Here is a 12,883-nt window from a genome sequence, read left to right on the forward strand (position 1 = left end):
TTTCGGTACCTTCCACTTGGCTTGGAACAGAGATCGAACTCGACGAAGTGTCGCAAAATTATTTAGCTAAAACATACCGATATGCTCACTTCACCGAAAATGGCTCAGGCAACAGTTTTGGAGAATTTGGCGAGTGGAGAACGAAGTTCGCACCTAATGGATCATCGTCGGTGAAGCGGCGCACAGCCATAACCCTCGAAAACAACGAGAAAATAGGAGTGCCGCCATGCGAGGAGATTGGTTTTGCCAAGCCAAGTGGCGGAGGAGGTGTCCACAAGGAGACCTTCCCGCGCCTTCCCACGTCGTCCTAACCCCCATGAAAACTAACGATAAAGGTAGGTCGATATGTCTTGAATGTTCCCGCTTCGTCCCATACCTTCACAATCATGCAGGGGGAACGGCAGGGGGATCATTTGCAGGAAACCACAACCCGAAGACCAAGCAACCGCTTGACGGCGATGCAAGTCAAAAATCCACTTGAGCCTGGCAAGTATCATGACGGCGGCGGGTTGGGGCTTTACCTCATGGTCAAGCCGAACGGCGCCCGGTCCTGGGTGCAGAGGATCACGGTCCACGGCAAGCGGCGGGAGCTTGGTCTGGGAAGCCCGCCTGTCGTCACATTGGCGAAGGCGAGAGAGGCCGCGCTGGAGAACAAGCGGACCGTTCACGCCGGCATAGATCCGTTGCAAGCCCGCCGAGACGCTGAGGAAGTGCCGACCTTCGCTGAGGCATCCCGCACCGTTCACAAGCTCCACCTCCCCACGTGGCGGAACGTGAAGCATGGGCAGCAGTTCATCACCACTCTCGAAACCTATGCATTCCCACGCCTCGGCAAAAGGAAGGTCAGCGACGTGACGACCGCTGATGTGCTGGCCGTGCTTTCCCCGATCTGGAACACCAAGCGGGAGACAGCCCGTCGCCTTAAGCAGCGGATTGGGATGGTCATGAAATGGGCGGTGGCGAAGGGCTGGCGACAGGATGACCCGTCAATGGCGATCACGCAGGCCTTGCCCAAGGACAAGCAGGAGAAGGCGCACCGCAAAGCACTGGCCTATACCGATGTGGCGACCTGCATGCAGATCATAGAGAGTAGTGGGGCAGGGATCTCCACTAAGCTCGCCCTCAGGCTTCTTGTCCTGACCGCCAGCCGCTCTGGCGAGGTCAGGCTGGCGCGATGGGGGCAGGTGGATTGGAAGGCCGCAGGTGGTCCCGTGTGGACGCGGCCGGCCGAGGTGATGAAGGCGAAGAAGGCGCATAGCGTGCCACTAGCAGAGGCGGCAGCAGAGGTGCTGGAACAGGCCAAGACCATTTCCGATCACATGGACCCCGAGGCGCTGGTCTTCCCCGGAACGGTGAAAGGCAAGCCCCTTTCAGACGCCACGCTTCTCAAGCTCGTGCGTGAGAACGGATATGACATCGACATTCACGGCTTCCGCACGTCCTTCCGCACTTGGACTCAGGAGAAGACCACGTTCGCACGAGAGGTCGCTGAGGCTGCATTGGCGCACACGATCAAGGACAAGGCCGAGGCGGCTTATGCTCGCTCGGAACTGATGGATAAGCGCCGCGCTCTTGGCGAGGCGTGGGCATTCTACCTGGCGGACCAGAGCGCCAAAGTCGTGAGGATTGGGTGATGGAAATCAGGGACGCCGCAAGAAAAACTATTCTCAAGCATGCCGAAGTGTTTGCTCCCGGACATTTCCCAAACTCCTCCTACCCATCAAACGAACCAACTTGGCTGGTGATGATAACCACGAAGGCCGGCACACTTCCGTCGAAAACGTCCTTCTTTCCATTTGATTCCGAAGACTCAGCGCGCGACTTCGTTGATCAATTCCCTCCAGGAGCCGATATTACCGATAAATTGGACATGAGGCGGCACTCCGCATATATGCGAACTCGAATAGAAAATTTGATGGATACTGACGCAGCGGGGGATTGGCTAAATATAGGTGATAGTGATGGCGCCCTGCCTTGGCAAGTTCTGAAGGACGCAGGTATAAACAACGGCCTTGTAACATCTCCTCATGTGCTAGAGTTTTTGGGGCCTAAGCGTGTTAGCCGCATAAAGAAAAAATTCGGTGAGAACTGGGCAACGGCTGCGGAATTTGAATACTGCTATCTTGAGCTGCCTCATTCCTCTCCTGCATATTTAGCGGCGCTTTATGATTTCCACTATTACATTACCGGAAACGACTTTTCGGCCGGCTACATCCTCCGTGACTTAGAATGTTTAGTCTATGGCGTGGAAAGTGGCGCCGTTAAAGCAGATGCAATTATGGCCGCAGCGAAGGCCGGTGGAGAAGCACGCGCCATGGCGGCAGTCGCTAGTCGTGAAGCGATCTTGGATGAGATGTCTCGTCTTATCGCTCAAGGCAAGAAGCCCGCACAAGCTGCCGACATTGCGGCCAGACGGGGAATTGGAAAGAGCGGGGATGCCAACAGGAAGGCGTGGTATCGGCATAATTCTGGGACATAGCCCCGCACTGTCCCAATGAAATCTGTGACAGTGCCCGCCAATGTCCCAGCAGGGCGCGCCATTATTATTCCTGCATAAGCCCTTACCATGCAGGAGAATCCGTTATGGCATCTCGTTACATTCGCCGCACTGAGGTTGAGTCTCTCACCGGCCTTGGCCGTTCGACCATTTATCGCATGATGAGCGACGGGGAATTCCCCAAGCCCATCAAACTCACCCGAAAAGCCGTCGCGTGGCCTGAGGAGCAGATCCTCGAGTGGCTGGCCTCGCGTCCTGTGGCTGCGTGAGGTGATTAATGATTATCGCACGCACTCTGGACGAACTGCTCCTTCTCAAGCCGAAGGGGCATTTCCGCGTCACCACCCTTTGCGGCCAGCACGCCGTATTGGTAAATCGCCCTGGGGAATTGGAAGAGACCATCTTCTGTCTTTCGCCCGGCCACGCCAATCAGGTTCGCCAGGCTCTCTCTGACGAAGGGCTGACGGGACTGGTGGAGGGCAGCCTTTGAAAGCCCCCACCCGTCAACAGAAATGGCGTCGGGCAAATCCCCGGCGCTACGCCGCTCACCTCTACGTCGAAACTCTCAAGCGCCTCGGCGTTCTCACGCCCCAGCCCTGCGAACAATGCGGGGCCAAGGCCGAGGCTCATCATCCTGATTATGACCGCCCTGGCGATGTGCGTTGGCTCTGCCGGCAGCATCACCGGCAACTGCATGCGCGGGGTAAGTAATGGGGCGCGACCGCAAGAATGAGGCAGCCACGGAGCATTGGACCAAGATGCTCCGCAGCACCATGGAGACGCCCGCATGGCGCGCGCTGACCGCAACCGGGCAGGCGCTCTATCCGTGGATCAAGATGGAATGGAAAGGCCCTCAGGCGAATAACAACGGCAAGATCAGCTTGGCAGTCCGCACGGCCGCTGAGCGCGTGGGTTGCGGTCGCGATACAGCGGCTCGGGCCTTCCACGACCTACAGGCCAAGGGCTTCCTTCTACTGACCAGCCATGGCCGGATGGGCGTCGAGGGCAAGGGTGCGCCGCCCACCTATGAGATCACCGAACTGGCGATACCGGGAAGCGACAGCAACTCTGGCAAGAAGCTGTATCTGCATTGGCGCCCCGGACATGACTTCCCTGTCAGTGGGCATGCCCCGGTGAACCCGACTGGTCGCAACGGTCGTGAAAACAAAACCCCGTCATCAAAATCAGGACGTAACGTCATCAAAATGAGGACGAAAACGTGAACCCCAGTCATCAAAACCATGACGGCCAGTCATCAAAACCAAGACGAAAACAGCCGATTTCAGGACCTCGCCAGTCATCAAAATCAGGACATCCTTATCTACCACTACCAGAGGTGAAGATGACCCGGCCTGCCAACTGCCTGGACTATGTGGCGATCGTCTGCATCGGCCCCGACTTGTTCGTCACGCTCCTGATCGTTGACCTCGGTGTGAGTGGCGAGATCTCGCATCAGTTGCTCTGGAGCGGGCGCAGTTACGAAGACGCCATCATCGATGCTGAAAGGGTCGCCCGAGTGCACGGTCTGCCCGTCATTGACCGGGTGGCGACATGATCCAGCATGAACGGCGCAAAGCGCCCGCCGGCAGGCGGAACGGCGTCTGGGGCGCAGGCAGCAGCAGCATCGCGGGACGCAACCGGGGGGTGGTCTGGACCTTTGCCCCAAGGGTGGGGACCGGCGCGGGGAAGCGCGTGCAAGATATGACGAAATTGGAGTTTTCGAAGTGACGCAGAATTTCGATCAACCGCCGCTCGATCGCTGGCGTGCAGACGAGGTGCTGGACCCGGATCGGGCGCTCTGGGGACTGCCCGAAATCGCCCGCGTGGCCGGCGTCAGCGTTGACACGGTGCGCCGTTGGCATAGAAAGACAGACGCGCCCATCAGCAAGCCAGGTGGTCGCTACTACTCCACCCGGATCGCGCTGAAAAACTGGCTCTGCGCCAGATAAACCTATGTTTTGCAAGGTTTTGCAATCTGACGTGGTAAATCGTGGGGCCGTATCATGGCCCTATGAAACTGTGGCCCTTCACCCGCAAAGTGCAGCCGACCGAACAGAAGTCGCTGGCCTCGCCTGATCAGGCGGTGCTGGCCATTTTCGGTCTGACCGAGGCCACCTCAACCGGCATCGTCGTGTCCCAAGCGGACGCAATGCAGGTTCCCGCCGTGGCGAACGCAGTTCAGTTGATTTCCGAAGCTGTCGCCTCGCTCGATGTTTACGTCAAACGCATCGAGGGCGAGACCGAGATCGACGTGCCGGACCATCCGGTTCTGGATCTCCTGCGCAACGAGTCGAACGACTGGACATCCGGCTTCGAGATGATCCGACAGATCGTCAGGGACGCCCTGATGGACGATCGCGGCGGGCTGGCGTGGATCAACCGCCCGAACGACCGGCCGCAAGAGATTATCCGTTATCGCCGCTCTGTGCTGACCTTCGACCTCGATCTGGAGACCGGCGAGCGCAAGTATCGGGTTGGCAATCGGCCCGTTCCCGCGCGTGACGTGATCCATCTTCTGCCGCCTCTGGAACGTGCGCCCCTGTCACTGGCACGGGAAGCCATCGGGATTGCCGTGGCGCTGGACCGTCATGCGGCCAAGCTGTTCGGTCGTGGTGCCCGTCCCTCGGGCGCGCTGATGATCCCCAAAGGCATGGGCGAGGAAGCCATCAAGGCGGCGCGTGCGGCGTGGCGCGTGGCGCATGAGGGCGAGGATCAGGGTCGCACGGCGTTCCTGTTCGACGGAATGACCTTCGAGCCTTTCACCTTCGCCTCGACCGACGCGCAATTCCTCGAAAACCGCAAGTTCCAGATCCAGGAGATTGGTCGTGCGTTCAACATCCCGTCGCCGATGCTGGGCGACCTGGAGCGCGCAACCTGGTCGAACTCGGAACAAAAGGGCCGCGAGTTCCTGAGCTACACATTGGAGCCTTGGCTGAGAGGCTTGGAAGGCGCGCTGCGCCGGGCGCTGTTCTCGGACGAGGAGCGGCAGAACCACGTCATTCGCTTCGATCGTGATGACCTGACGCGGGCGGATCTCCAGACCCGCGCCACGACGATCAGCAGCCTGATTTCGTCGCAGGTCATCAATCCGAACGAAAGCCGGGCATGGATCGGCCTGCCGCCCCGCGAAGGCGGCGACGAGTTTTTGAACCCGCACATCTCCGAGACCCCTGCGAAACCTTCTTCCAGATCAGAAGAAGGTCAGCCCACTGACGAGGACGACAATGCAACTGAATGACATTCTCGCAGACGCGCAGGATCAGGATCGCGGTCGTGACTTCGACCTGCTGGACCCTGTGTCCGGCAAGGCAACCGGGATCACTCTGCGCATCGCCGGCCCCGATAGTGCCACCCAAGCGCGCGCACGGCTTCAGATGGTGGATGACCTCGCAGCCGCGGCAGATGCCGATGGCATGGTCTCTGCCCTCGATCGCGAGAAGGCCCGCCTCAACTCACTGGCCCGCTGCGTTCTCGGCTGGGACGTGAAGGAAGACGGCGAACCGGTCCCGTTCAACCACGCCAACGTCCTGCGCCTGCTCAAGGCGGCTCTGTGGGTGCAACAGCAGGTCGATGGTTTTGCCTCTGACCGTGCCGCGTTCAGGGGGCGCTGATGGAGCGGATCGAATGCAAGGCCGCTTTCAGCGTTGACGAGGAAGGCCGTATCGAGGGTCTGGCCTCGGTATTCGGCACCGCGGATCGTGGCGGCGACATCGTTCACAAGGGGGCCTTCGCCGGCGCTTCCTTTCCGCTTCCGATGCTGGCCGGCCACGATCAGGGCGAGGTGATCGGGGTTTGGCAAGAAGGCGTCGAGACCGTCGAGGGGCTGACCGTCAAGGGGCAGCTAACCCTATCCGTCCAGCGAGCACGCGAGATCCGGGACTTGATCCTCGCCAAGGCGCTGCAAGGCCTGTCCATCGGCTATCTGGCCACCCGAAAGGCAGCACGGCGGGGCGGTGGCCGCGATCTCCACACCGTCGAGCTTCTGGAAATCAGCGTGGTCGCGGTGCCGATGCATCCCGGCGCGCGCATCACGTCAGCAAAGGACATGAGTATGACCGACACCACCGAAACCCCGGACATCGCGGCGCTCGAAGCCAAGATGACCGATCTTGAGAAAAAGGCCGATCCCGCGCCGATCATCGCGCGGCTCGACAAGCTGGAGGCGAAGTTGAACCGCCCCCAGAACGAAACCAAGGCCGATGACGAACCGACCGAGGAACGGAAGGCCTTCGCCAACTATCTCCGCGTCGGCCAGAACATCCCGGAGGTTGACCGCAAGGCCCTTATTGTCGCCAGCGACCCGCAGGGCGGCTATCTCGCCCCACCGGAGATGTCCTCCGAGATCATCCGCGACCTGATCGAGTATAGCCCGATCCGGCAATATGCCTCGGTGCGTTCGACCTCGGCGCCCTCGGTGATCTACCCGACGCGCGGAGATATCACCAATGCCCGCTGGGTGGGTGAGACCCAGACCCGCACCGAGTCGGAGATCAGCTTCGGCCAGAAGGAAATCGACATCAAGGAACTTGCGACCTTCGTGGAAATCTCGAACCGCCTGTTGCAAGACGCGCCGCAAGCGGAAACCGAAGTGCGCCTCGCCCTGGCCGAGGACTTCGGCAAGAAGGAGGCGACGGCTTTCCTGTGGGGCCAAGGCGTTCTGGAACCGGAAGGCCTGATGGTCAATCCGGACATCCCGACCACGGCGAACGGCCACGCCACCAATCTTTCGACCGATGCGCTGATCAAGCTGATGTATGCGCTGCCGGCGCAATATCGCAACCGCGGCGCATGGGTGATGAACGGCACCACGCTGGGCGTCGTGCGCTCCCTCAAGGATGGTCAGAACAACTATCTGTGGCAGCCCAGCTATCAGGCCGGGCAGCCCGAGACGATCCTCGGCCGCCCCGTGGTCGAGATGGTGGACATGCCCGACAGCACCTCGGGCGAGGAACCCATCCTCTACGGCGACCTGCAAGCCTATCGGATCATCGACCGCGCCCAGATGTCTGTCCTGGTCGATCCCTACACCCGCGCGATCAACGGCATCACCCGCATCCACGCCACCCGGCGTGTCGGCGGCGGAGTGCTGCAACCCGCGCGCTTCCGCAAACTTCGCATGGCGACCAGCTGAGGAGCATGACCGATGCGTGACCTTTTCTCGAATATCGCAGCCCTCCCGGCCCTGGCCCCTGCGGTTCAGGCAGCGGCAGCCAACGGCGCGGCGATCGACCTTCTGCAAACCGGCGGTGTGGCCTTCCTGGTCAACACCGGCGCAATTGCCAGCGCGGGCGACTTCGGCCTGAAGCTTCAGGAAAGCGACACCGGCACCAGCGGCTGGGCGGACGTTGCAGCTGAACAGGTGGACAGCTCTGCCCCCGCCACGTTGGCGGCGGACAGTGCTTATCGCCTCGGCTACCGCGGCTGGAAGCGCTACGTGCGCCTTGCCCTTACCAAGGCAGGCGGCACCAGCATTGCAGCGGGCGCTGTGGCGATCACCTCGCCTAACACCCGGCCCGTCGCCTGATGGCAGCCCGCGCGCCCCGTATCTGCTCCTGCGGCAAGGTAGTTCCTTCGGGCGCTACCTGTGCCTGCCAGGCGAAGCGGAAGGTGGAGCGTGACGCGCGCGCTGACAAGAAGCGACCCACCAGCCGCGAGCGCGGCTATACGGGCGAATGGGAGAAGGCCAGCAGGGCCTTTCTCGAACGCTGCCCGTTCTGTTCCCGCTGCGGCAAGGCGCTGGATCTCAGCAAGCCCCGCGCGGCGGTGGTGGATCACAAGACCCCGCACCGAGGCGACCAGAAACTGTTCTGGGACAAGACCAACTGGCAGCGCCTCTGCACTCCCTGTCATTCCGGCGCGAAGCAACGCGAGGAGCGCCGTCTTTCTGGAAAGGTTCAGAAATGACCATCTATGCAGTAAACGGCACCAAGATCTTCATCGGCGCAGCACTTGCCACGAAGCAGACCGATTTCATCCTCTCTGACTTCCCGACCACCGGTTGGGTGGAGATCGGCGAGACGGAAGGCCTCGGCACGGTTGGCGATACCGCCGCCGAGATCACCTTCGACGGCATCAACTCGGCCCGCACCCGCCGCCTGAAAGGCACCCGCAATGCGGGCAGCATGGAGGTCGTCTGCGGCATCGACTCGGCCGATCTCGGCCAGATCGCGGTCATTGCGGCGGAAAAGACCCCGCTCGACTATGCCTTCAAGATGGTGCTGAACGATGCCCCTGCGGGCGGAACCCCTTCGGAGCGCTACTTCGTCGCCAAGGTAGCCTCGGCGGCGGAACAGTTCGACAGCGCCAACTCGGTGATGAAGCTGAACATCGCGCTCTGGGTCAACTCGAACATCGTCAAGGTGGACGCGGGCGAGGCCTGAGCCATGCTCTATCCCACCGCTGGCGCGCGCCTCTATATCGCAGACGCTCCCACTGAGTGGCCGGGGGCGCTGCCTGGTGCCGGCTGGGTGGAGATCGGGGAAACCGAAGCACTCGGAATGATCGGCGTGGAGTGGGAGACGGCGCAGGCGCTGGCAGCGGGCTGCGACGATGGTGCGCGCCTTCTCACTGTCAAAAGCCACCAGGCCCCCTCACCGATGCAGATCGTCCTTGCAAACGATCCCGAAGACGCAGGGCAGATCGTCCTGTGGCGGGCGGCGCGGTCTCCCGACCACTACCCATTCAGGCTTGTGGATGCCAACGGTTCCACCCGGTCGTGGTTTGCGCTGGTGACGAGCCTGCTGGAGGTCTTCGACGGCGCCAATTCCATCATGAAATTACAGGCCGACCTTCTGCCCACCAGCGCTCTTGTCCGAAATGCGGAGGCCTGAATGCCCGATAGTTTCATCCCCCTTAAGGATATGAAAGCGCAACTCGGGCTGACCCCAAGTCAGGACGAAGATGACGCGCTGATCGAGGGAAAGGTCGATGCAGCCGAGAACCATATCGACCGGCTGCTGGGCTATTCCATGCGCACCCGCTGGCCTGCGCCAGCGGACGGCGCGGTGACGGCGAATGTGCCGCCCGCTCTGGTCGAAGCAGTGATGCAGCTTGCCGCCTGGTGGTATGAAAACCGCGAAGCTGCCACCGACATGAACAAGCTCTTGCCCTTCGGCGTGACCGAGATCGTCAACGAATATCGGGAATGGAGCTTCTGATGGCCGATGATGGAGGTCTCGCCCGGTTTCAGGCGCGGATGCAGGCGATCCCGAAAGCGGCACGCGATGCGGTCAAGCCTGCGCTGGTGAAATCAGCGGAGGAGATCGCCACGCTACAGCGGCTTGCCGCTCAGTCTTCACGCGACACCGGCGCGCTGATCGACAGCATCAAGGTAACTGGACCCGGCGGCACGACCCCGCCCTATTCCCAGCCCGGCGGCTCAATGACCGTGCCTGAGAACCAGGCCGTCATCACCGTCGGCAATACCGATGTGCGCTATGCCCACCTGGTCGAGTTTGGCACCCGCGCTCGAATGCTCACCAGCGGCACGCAGGCGGGCACGCACCCAGGCACCGCCGCGCAACCGTTCTTCTGGCCGGGCTTCCGTCTCGGTCGCAAGCGCGCCCTCGGTCGGATCAAGCGGGCAATCGGCAAGGCGATACGGGAGGCCAAATGAACATCGATCTCGAAGTGCAGAAAGCCATCCGCGCCCGCCTGACCACCTCGGCGGTGGGTGTTCCGCCTGCCCAGATCCTCGACACGAACCAGCCCGCGCCGGTCCTGCCAGCAATCGTCCTCGGTGACAGTCAGGCCGTGGACGAGGGTACCAGCCTGCGCCGCACGCATACTCGCGTCTATCACACCCTGCATGTCTGGAAGAAGGAACCCTCGCTGGAGGGGGTGAAGACCATCGGCGGTGCCATCCGCACCGCGATCCACTCCGCCCGTCTGACGCTGGCTCCGGGGCTGCACTGCGCCGATGCCTGCGTCTCCTCGATGCGCTTCCTACGCGACCCCGATGGCGAGCACTCGCACGGCGTGGTCGTGGTTGAGGTGCTGGTTTCGGAGGTGGCGGCGTGAAGTCGGGCAAGCTGGTCGAAACCATCCGCATCGAGCGTGTCACCACCACCATCAACGATGCAGGCACGCCCGTGGAAGCCTGGGCCTCGCTGGCTCAACTTCGGACCGAGCGGGTGGATCAGACCACAGAAGAATTCATTCGCGGCTTCGGGGCCAGCGATGAGGAGTTGGTGATTTTCCGCGCCCGCTTCTTCGACGGCATCACCACCGCCGATCGCGTGATCTGGAACGGTGGCGCTTTCAACATCAAGCAGGTGACGCCCATCGGCCGCCGCAAGGGCATCGAACTGCGCTGCGTGAGGTGGCCGGAATGAAGGGCACCAAGCCGCAACTGCGCGAAGCACTTCCGCAAGAAATTGCGGAAGTTACCGCCGCCCCCGAATGGCTGGCCGAGGAAGCCCGCAAGGAATGGGACCGGGTGATGCCAATTCTTCTGGACCGGAAGATTTTGACCGACGCCGACCTCGGCGGGCTGGAGAATTACTGCATCTGCATCGGCCGCGTGCGCGAGACCGAGGCCAAGATCCAGATCGAGACCGACCCGGAGATGATGCTCAAGCTGATCCGGGTGCAGGACAAGGCTATGGCATCGGCCCGCCAGCTTGCGGCGGAACTTGGCCTGACACCGGTTTCCCGTTCCCGTCCTGCGATACGCGAGGACGAGGACGGCGACGACAGCCCGAACCCGCTGGGGCTTGTCTGATGGCCGACACCTTCCCTGAATGGATGTATGACGGATCGGAGATCCCCGATCCCTTCGGCCATGGCGAGCGCGCGGTGCAATTCCTGCGCGCCCTGCGCCACCCGAAATCCATCCTGCCGAACCGGGCCTTTCAACTCGATCCATGGCAGGAACGCATCGTTCGCCGGATCTATGGACCCCGGCACGAGAACGGAACCCGCATCGTCAACACCGTGGCGCTGCTACTGCCGCGCGGCAACCGCAAGACCTCGCTGTCGGCGGCACTGGCGCTGTTACATACCATCGGTCCGGAGCGGCGACCGGGCGGCGAGGCGATCTTCGCCGCGGCTGATCGCAAGCAGGCCGGCATCGGCTTTCGCGAGGCGGCGGGCATCATCCGCGAGGACAAGCGGCTGGTCTCAGCGGTCAATATTTACGACGCGCACAACGCGCCGAAGAAGCTGCTCTATCGTAAGGAAGCCTCCTACCTTGAAGTCATCTCCGGCGATGGCGGGCCGCAGCATGGCCGCACACCCGGCTTCGTGCTGGCCGACGAGATCCACATCTGGAAGGGCCGCGACCTCTGGGAGGCCCTGACCACCGGCCTTGAGAAGATCGATGACAGCTTGCTTGTCGTCGCCTCGACCGCTGGGCGGGGACAGGACAATCTGGCCTTCGAATTTTTCGAGGATGCCCGCAATGTCGCGCGGGGTAAGGTCGATGACGAATCCATCCTGCCCATCCTGTTCGAGGCTGACCGGCGCGAGGACTGGGAGGACGAGGATCTCTGGCACCGGGTGAACCCCGGCCTGCAACATGGCTATCCGAGCCTTGCCGGTTTCCGCCGCCACGCCAAGCGCTCGCAGCGCAGCATCGGCGACCGACAATCCTTCAAGCAATTGAAGCTGAATATCTGGCTCGATGCCTCCACCGATCCCTTCGTGGACATGGATATTTACGACGCCGGGGCCAAGGATTTCGACCTGGAAGCCCTGAAGGATGAGCCGTGTTGGCTCGGTGTTGACCTGTCCTCGACGGTTGACCTCTCGGTGATTGTCGCCTGCTGGCGGCTGGCCGAGGGCTATTTCGTGAAGCCGTGGTTCTTCTGCCCCGAGGAGATGATTGAGGGGAAAGAGGGCGACGACTTCACCGAGAGCGATGACGGCGTTTCGGGCCGGGCCGACAAGTCGGGCGCGAACTATGTCGGTTGGCAAGAGGAAGGCCTGATCACCGCGACCCCCGGCAACGTCATCGACTATGCCGAGATCGAAAGCCGCATCATCGAACTCTGCGATGAGCTCAATGTGCAGGAGATCGCCTTCGACCCGCACATGGCGCGCCAGGTGCAGCCGAAGATCCTTGAGGCCGGATTGCCCGCGGTCGATTTCCGGCAGGTGCCCTCGCTGATGATGCCTGCGGTGCTGGAACTGGAACGCGCCCTTCTTGGCGGCGAGTTCTTCCACGGGGGACATCCGGTCCTGCGGCACTGCTTCGCCAATGTCGTGGTGAAGCGCAACGACCACGGCCATGTCGTGAAGTTCACCAAGCCGAAGCGCTGGCTTTCGATCGACGGCGCAGTGGCCTCTGCTATGGCCGTCGCCCGCGCATCCGCCAATGAGAACGCAATGACCACCAAGGCAAGCTGGTTCACCGAAGATCTCTGGGGACCGGTCTAGGAGGGAATG

At 61.8% G+C, this 12,883-nt stretch carries 20 protein-coding genes; all 20 read left to right on the plus strand.

Translation table 11 applies throughout. The features are described 5' to 3' along the window. Positions 1-413 precede the first annotated feature (413 nt). Positions 414-1,634 carry a tyrosine-type recombinase/integrase gene (locus tag ACO2Q4_RS21730; protein WP_423321894.1) on the plus strand — a complete coding sequence of 407 codons (1,221 nt, stop codon included), beginning with the start codon at positions 414-416 and terminating at the stop codon, positions 1,632-1,634. Next, a complete protein-coding gene (locus tag ACO2Q4_RS21735) occupies positions 1,634-2,479 on the plus strand; it encodes a hypothetical protein (protein WP_423321896.1) in 846 nt (281 codons plus the stop codon). Before ACO2Q4_RS21730 ends, ACO2Q4_RS21735 begins: the two co-directional genes overlap by 1 nt. A 104-nt stretch (positions 2,480-2,583) precedes the next feature. Beyond that, positions 2,584-2,766, plus strand: coding sequence for a helix-turn-helix transcriptional regulator (locus ACO2Q4_RS21740; protein ID WP_423321897.1), 183 nt, complete (start codon positions 2,584-2,586; stop codon positions 2,764-2,766). An 8-nt stretch (positions 2,767-2,774) separates the two neighbouring features. Continuing rightward, a complete protein-coding gene (locus ACO2Q4_RS21745; RefSeq protein WP_423321899.1) occupies positions 2,775-2,987 on the plus strand; it encodes a hypothetical protein in 213 nt (70 codons plus the stop codon). Between the two features lie 220 nt (positions 2,988-3,207). Continuing rightward, on the plus strand, positions 3,208-3,720 hold the full coding sequence (locus tag ACO2Q4_RS21750) for a hypothetical protein (RefSeq protein ID WP_423321901.1): 513 nt from the start codon (positions 3,208-3,210) through the stop codon (positions 3,718-3,720). Positions 3,721-3,839: 119 nt separating this feature from the next. Next, positions 3,840-4,052 (plus strand): hypothetical protein, encoded by a 213-nt coding sequence (locus tag ACO2Q4_RS21755; protein ID WP_423321903.1) that lies wholly within the window; start codon positions 3,840-3,842, stop codon positions 4,050-4,052. A gap of 169 nt (positions 4,053-4,221) precedes the next feature. Further along, a complete protein-coding gene (locus ACO2Q4_RS21760; RefSeq protein ID WP_423321905.1) occupies positions 4,222-4,446 on the plus strand; it encodes a MerR family transcriptional regulator in 225 nt (74 codons plus the stop codon). Between the two features lie 62 nt (positions 4,447-4,508). After that, positions 4,509-5,735: a phage portal protein gene (locus tag ACO2Q4_RS21765; protein ID WP_423321907.1), complete on the plus strand. Its 1,227-nt coding sequence runs from the start codon at positions 4,509-4,511 to the stop codon at positions 5,733-5,735. Beyond that, positions 5,722-6,108 (plus strand): hypothetical protein, encoded by a 387-nt coding sequence (locus ACO2Q4_RS21770; RefSeq protein ID WP_423321909.1) that lies wholly within the window; start codon positions 5,722-5,724, stop codon positions 6,106-6,108. Before ACO2Q4_RS21765 ends, ACO2Q4_RS21770 begins: the two co-directional genes overlap by 14 nt. Further along, on the plus strand, positions 6,108-7,628 hold the full coding sequence (locus tag ACO2Q4_RS21775; protein WP_423321911.1) for a phage major capsid protein: 1,521 nt from the start codon (positions 6,108-6,110) through the stop codon (positions 7,626-7,628). Before ACO2Q4_RS21770 ends, ACO2Q4_RS21775 begins: the two co-directional genes overlap by 1 nt. Before the next feature lie 12 nt (positions 7,629-7,640). Then, on the plus strand, positions 7,641-8,021 hold the full coding sequence (locus tag ACO2Q4_RS21780) for a hypothetical protein (protein WP_423321913.1): 381 nt from the start codon (positions 7,641-7,643) through the stop codon (positions 8,019-8,021). Between the two features lie 83 nt (positions 8,022-8,104). Then, positions 8,105-8,401 carry an HNH endonuclease signature motif containing protein gene (locus ACO2Q4_RS21785; protein ID WP_423321915.1) on the plus strand — a complete coding sequence of 99 codons (297 nt, stop codon included), beginning with the start codon at positions 8,105-8,107 and terminating at the stop codon, positions 8,399-8,401. Further along, positions 8,398-8,877: a hypothetical protein gene (locus ACO2Q4_RS21790; protein WP_423321917.1), complete on the plus strand. Its 480-nt coding sequence runs from the start codon at positions 8,398-8,400 to the stop codon at positions 8,875-8,877. The genes ACO2Q4_RS21785 and ACO2Q4_RS21790 overlap by 4 nt, the downstream gene beginning before the upstream one ends. Before the next feature lie 3 nt (positions 8,878-8,880). Continuing rightward, positions 8,881-9,327 carry a hypothetical protein gene (locus ACO2Q4_RS21795; RefSeq protein WP_423321919.1) on the plus strand — a complete coding sequence of 149 codons (447 nt, stop codon included), beginning with the start codon at positions 8,881-8,883 and terminating at the stop codon, positions 9,325-9,327. 30 nt (positions 9,328-9,357) lie between these two features. Next, positions 9,358-9,654 (plus strand): head-tail connector protein, encoded by a 297-nt coding sequence (locus tag ACO2Q4_RS21800; protein ID WP_423321921.1) that lies wholly within the window; start codon positions 9,358-9,360, stop codon positions 9,652-9,654. After that, a complete protein-coding gene (locus ACO2Q4_RS21805) occupies positions 9,654-10,112 on the plus strand; it encodes an HK97 gp10 family phage protein (RefSeq protein ID WP_423321923.1) in 459 nt (152 codons plus the stop codon). The genes ACO2Q4_RS21800 and ACO2Q4_RS21805 overlap by 1 nt, the downstream gene beginning before the upstream one ends. Beyond that, positions 10,109-10,516: a DUF3168 domain-containing protein gene (locus tag ACO2Q4_RS21810; RefSeq protein WP_423321925.1), complete on the plus strand. Its 408-nt coding sequence runs from the start codon at positions 10,109-10,111 to the stop codon at positions 10,514-10,516. Before ACO2Q4_RS21805 ends, ACO2Q4_RS21810 begins: the two co-directional genes overlap by 4 nt. Beyond that, positions 10,513-10,830, plus strand: coding sequence for a head-tail adaptor protein (locus ACO2Q4_RS21815; protein WP_423321927.1), 318 nt, complete (start codon positions 10,513-10,515; stop codon positions 10,828-10,830). Before ACO2Q4_RS21810 ends, ACO2Q4_RS21815 begins: the two co-directional genes overlap by 4 nt. Then, positions 10,827-11,219: a phage terminase small subunit P27 family gene (locus tag ACO2Q4_RS21820; protein ID WP_423321928.1), complete on the plus strand. Its 393-nt coding sequence runs from the start codon at positions 10,827-10,829 to the stop codon at positions 11,217-11,219. The genes ACO2Q4_RS21815 and ACO2Q4_RS21820 overlap by 4 nt, the downstream gene beginning before the upstream one ends. Then, positions 11,219-12,874, plus strand: coding sequence for a terminase large subunit (locus ACO2Q4_RS21825; RefSeq protein WP_423321929.1), 1,656 nt, complete (start codon positions 11,219-11,221; stop codon positions 12,872-12,874). The genes ACO2Q4_RS21820 and ACO2Q4_RS21825 overlap by 1 nt, the downstream gene beginning before the upstream one ends. Positions 12,875-12,883: the final 9 nt, after the last annotated feature.

The organism is Paracoccus sp. KR1-242 (genome assembly GCF_049446195.1).
Classification (GTDB): domain Bacteria; phylum Pseudomonadota; class Alphaproteobacteria; order Rhodobacterales; family Rhodobacteraceae; genus Paracoccus; species Paracoccus broussonetiae.

Bases quoted from the DNA above. Each gene is read 5' to 3' on its own strand.
- ACO2Q4_RS21735 (WP_423321896.1), top strand. From the start codon at position 1,634: ATGGAAATCAGGGACGCCGCAAGAAAAACTATTCTCAAGCATGCCGAA.
- ACO2Q4_RS21740 (WP_423321897.1), top strand. From the start codon at position 2,584: ATGGCATCTCGTTACATTCGCCGCACTGAGGTTGAGTCTCTCACCGGC.
- ACO2Q4_RS21745 (WP_423321899.1), top strand. From the start codon at position 2,775: ATGATTATCGCACGCACTCTGGACGAACTGCTCCTTCTCAAGCCGAAG.
- ACO2Q4_RS21750 (WP_423321901.1), top strand. From the start codon at position 3,208: ATGGGGCGCGACCGCAAGAATGAGGCAGCCACGGAGCATTGGACCAAG.
- ACO2Q4_RS21755 (WP_423321903.1), top strand. From the start codon at position 3,840: ATGACCCGGCCTGCCAACTGCCTGGACTATGTGGCGATCGTCTGCATC.
- ACO2Q4_RS21765 (WP_423321907.1), top strand. From the start codon at position 4,509: ATGAAACTGTGGCCCTTCACCCGCAAAGTGCAGCCGACCGAACAGAAG.
- ACO2Q4_RS21770 (WP_423321909.1), top strand. From the start codon at position 5,722: ATGCAACTGAATGACATTCTCGCAGACGCGCAGGATCAGGATCGCGGT.
- ACO2Q4_RS21775 (WP_423321911.1), top strand. From the start codon at position 6,108: ATGGAGCGGATCGAATGCAAGGCCGCTTTCAGCGTTGACGAGGAAGGC.
- ACO2Q4_RS21780 (WP_423321913.1), top strand. From the start codon at position 7,641: ATGCGTGACCTTTTCTCGAATATCGCAGCCCTCCCGGCCCTGGCCCCT.
- ACO2Q4_RS21790 (WP_423321917.1), top strand. From the start codon at position 8,398: ATGACCATCTATGCAGTAAACGGCACCAAGATCTTCATCGGCGCAGCA.
- ACO2Q4_RS21795 (WP_423321919.1), top strand. From the start codon at position 8,881: ATGCTCTATCCCACCGCTGGCGCGCGCCTCTATATCGCAGACGCTCCC.
- ACO2Q4_RS21800 (WP_423321921.1), top strand. From the start codon at position 9,358: ATGAAAGCGCAACTCGGGCTGACCCCAAGTCAGGACGAAGATGACGCG.
- ACO2Q4_RS21805 (WP_423321923.1), top strand. From the start codon at position 9,654: ATGGCCGATGATGGAGGTCTCGCCCGGTTTCAGGCGCGGATGCAGGCG.
- ACO2Q4_RS21810 (WP_423321925.1), top strand. From the start codon at position 10,109: ATGAACATCGATCTCGAAGTGCAGAAAGCCATCCGCGCCCGCCTGACC.
- ACO2Q4_RS21820 (WP_423321928.1), top strand. From the start codon at position 10,827: ATGAAGGGCACCAAGCCGCAACTGCGCGAAGCACTTCCGCAAGAAATT.
- ACO2Q4_RS21825 (WP_423321929.1), top strand. From the start codon at position 11,219: ATGGCCGACACCTTCCCTGAATGGATGTATGACGGATCGGAGATCCCC.